We start from the raw sequence: 2,868 nt of genomic DNA on the forward strand, positions 1-2,868 counted from the left end.
TTGCGCCGGAACGAGCAGGCCGTTCACGCCGTCGTCGATAACCTCGGGCACACCGTCCACCGCCGTGCCGATCACAGGCAGTCCTGCAGCCATGGCCTCGATAAACGACGTCCCCAGCGCCTCCTGATGTGTCGGCAGCACGAACAGATCGAAGCCTGCCAGCACATTGGGGATGTCGCGGCGCAGCCCGAGCATATGAATGTGATCGGCAAGACCGTTGTCCTGCACGCTCGCGCGGATTTCATTGAAGAGAGGACCGTCACCGGCGAACACAAAATGCAGGTTCGGACGCTGTTGGATCAAAGGTTTCGCAATCCGGATCAAATCCGCGTGGCCTTTCTTGTCGCGCAGGATTGCGACCGTGCCGGCGATTACCGCGTTCTCTCCGAGGCCAAGTTCCGCGCGCAGCGTGGATGCCGCGCGGCTCACCGGCGGTGGTTTCGCGATACCTGTATAAATGGTCACGACATCGCTTTCCGGCACGCCTTCGGATACCAGATAACGCCGCACCGACTGGCTCACGGCGACCACCTTGTGCGGCAGCCATGTGTACGTGGCGCGCGAGGTGATGGCAAGCGCGAGATGGCGCGTGCGCACGATCAGCGGCGTACCTGCGAGACGCGCGGCAGCGCCGCCAAGCAGGCTGTCGCGGCCACTGTGCGTATTGAGCACGTCGAAACGGCGTTCCTTCAAAAGCTGCCGAATGCGCGCGACCGCGCTCACGTCCACGCCCGATCGCATGGGTGTGGTGTGAATCGTGAAGCCTTCCGCGCCGAGCCGCTCGCCGAGCCGCGCGCCCGGAACACAAACGAGTTCCAGCGTATGGCCGCGTTCACGCAGCGCAAGCATTTCCTTGAATGTGCGATGTTCCTGACCGCCCCACCCGTTGGACGATTCGCTGTGCAAAATTCTCAGCGGTTTCATTGCAGTGATGGACTCCGTTTGATCCTGACGTGCCGCTGCTTGCCCCAGGCGGTTGTATTGTGAGTTTCGGCGCTGAGCCGGGCAGGCCGAGTCTGGTATAACGATGTCCAGCTTCGCAGACTTCAGGCACGCCACACCGCCTGATGCCTGGTGCTCGATGTGCACTTCAACCAGTCTTGCAGCCATGCACGATCTGGTGCAGCTCACGGCATAAATTGCCGCGACCGCGACTATAAACGCAGCACTCGCGGCCGGTGCTTTTAGCGTCAAATTATAGCAATTCACGTACCTTTTTCACGCCCCATGACCCGCCCAACGCTCGGCATCGCCCTTATCACGTTCAATGCTGCGGCCCGACTCGCGCAATGCCTCGAGGCAGTCGCGTTCGCCGATGAAATCGTCGTGATCGATGGCGGCAGCACCGACGCCACCGCCGGGATCGCCGAGGCGCATCGTGCCCGTGTGATAGACGCGCCGGACTGGCCCGGCTTCGGCCCGCAGAAAAACCGCGCGCTCGATGCGCTGACAACAGACTGGATATTGTCGATCGACGCCGATGAAATCGTGTCGCCCGAACTGGGCTTGGCGATCCGGGAAGCGCTCGCCAAGCCACAGGCCGATGTCTACGCGGTCGACCGTTTATCGAATTTTTGCGGGAACTGGATTCGCCACAGCGGCTGGTATCCGGACTGGATTCCCAGGCTCTTCAAACGCGGCACGGCGCGTTTCTCCGATGATCTCGTGCACGAGCGGCTCGTGCTCACACAACCGGACGCAACAAAGGTCGCGCGCTTGAACGGCAAGCTGATGCATTACTCTTACGAGGACTTCGAGACCGTGCTGCGCAAGCTCGATACGTACTCGACGGCCGGTGCACAACAACGTCACGCGGCGGGCAAGCGCGGCAGCTTCAGCACCGCGGTGCTGCGCGGCGCATGGGCGTTCGTGCGGACCTATTTCCTGCGCCGTGGTTTTCTCGATGGCCGCGCCGGTTTCATGATCGCGGTGTTCAACGCGCAGACCGTGTATTACCGCTTTCTCAAACTGGCGCAGTTGAACCAGCCGCACTGACGGCGAGTTCCAGCAAGGCGCTGACGTGCGCCGCGATGCTCGTGTCGTAGAAAATGGATTCGGCCGATGCATTCGCCGGTTTTGCTCCAAGCGCGCGCTGCACCGCGCTGCGTAGATCATCGGCATTGCCGGCCTGAAACGTAAATTTGGCGTTGTCAGCAATCGCGCTGACGCAGCCGATGCTCGTCGGGAAAATCACCGGTGTTCCGCACATCACCGACTCGATACCCACTAGCCCGAACGGTTCATACGAAGATGCAAGAATCGTGAAGTCCGCCGCCCGATACGCGTCCTCGATGTTCTTCGCGTATCCGATATATCTGAGCGTTTCCGATGTCTGCACAGGCGGCCTTCCCGCGATTGCGATCACCACGGGCAAGCCGCTGTCGCGCAACGCCGCTTCGATCAGCGGCAAACCCTTGCGCTCGTGACTACTGGATGGAAACAGCAGGATGATCTCGTTATTGGCGAAACCGAACTGCTTGCGCAGCTCCACGCGTTTTTCGGCGGATACCGGCGAGAAACGCGCGCCATCCACGGGCGGATAAAGCACACGGATCTTCGAATCGGGCACGGCGTAGAGCGCGCGCAACTCGTCGCGCATCATCTCCGAGTGTGCGACGATCACCGTGGCCTGCTGATACTGCAAACGCTCGATCTTGATCTGACGGGTGTCAGAGGGACGTTCATGACGTCCGGTCGCGGCCAGGAAACCGATGTGCGTACCGCCGCAAATCGCGATCTCCGACGACTCCACGCGATTGCAGCCAATCAGCACATCGACTTGCGCCTTCTTGCGCGCACGCTTTAACGCCCAGTTGAAATAGGAATCGCGCAGCTTGGATGGCAGCAAGGATACGTTGATCCTGTGCA

3 protein-coding genes are annotated in these 2,868 nt (G+C 60.9%); 1 reads left to right on the forward strand and 2 read right to left on the reverse strand.

All coding sequences use genetic code 11. The annotated features are described in order from the left end of the window. Positions 1–924: glycosyltransferase (locus ACRXB1_RS33970; RefSeq protein WP_449494530.1), on the reverse strand; the 924-nt coding region annotated here is incomplete at its 3' end. A 303-nt stretch (positions 925–1,227) separates the two neighbouring features. On the opposite strand from ACRXB1_RS33970, the gene ACRXB1_RS33975 reads away from it, so the two are divergent. Further along, positions 1,228–1,995: a glycosyltransferase family 2 protein gene (locus ACRXB1_RS33975; protein ID WP_086380136.1), complete on the forward strand. Its 768-nt coding sequence runs from the start codon at positions 1,228–1,230 to the stop codon at positions 1,993–1,995. On the opposite strand, the gene ACRXB1_RS33980 is transcribed toward ACRXB1_RS33975, so the two are convergent. Beyond that, a partial coding sequence (locus ACRXB1_RS33980) for a glycosyltransferase family 4 protein (RefSeq protein WP_449494531.1) occupies positions 1,964–2,868 on the reverse strand: 905 nt, incomplete at its 5' end. The two genes, ACRXB1_RS33975 and ACRXB1_RS33980, sit on opposite strands and share 32 nt — an antisense overlap.

The organism is Caballeronia sp. M23-90 (assembly GCF_053574605.1).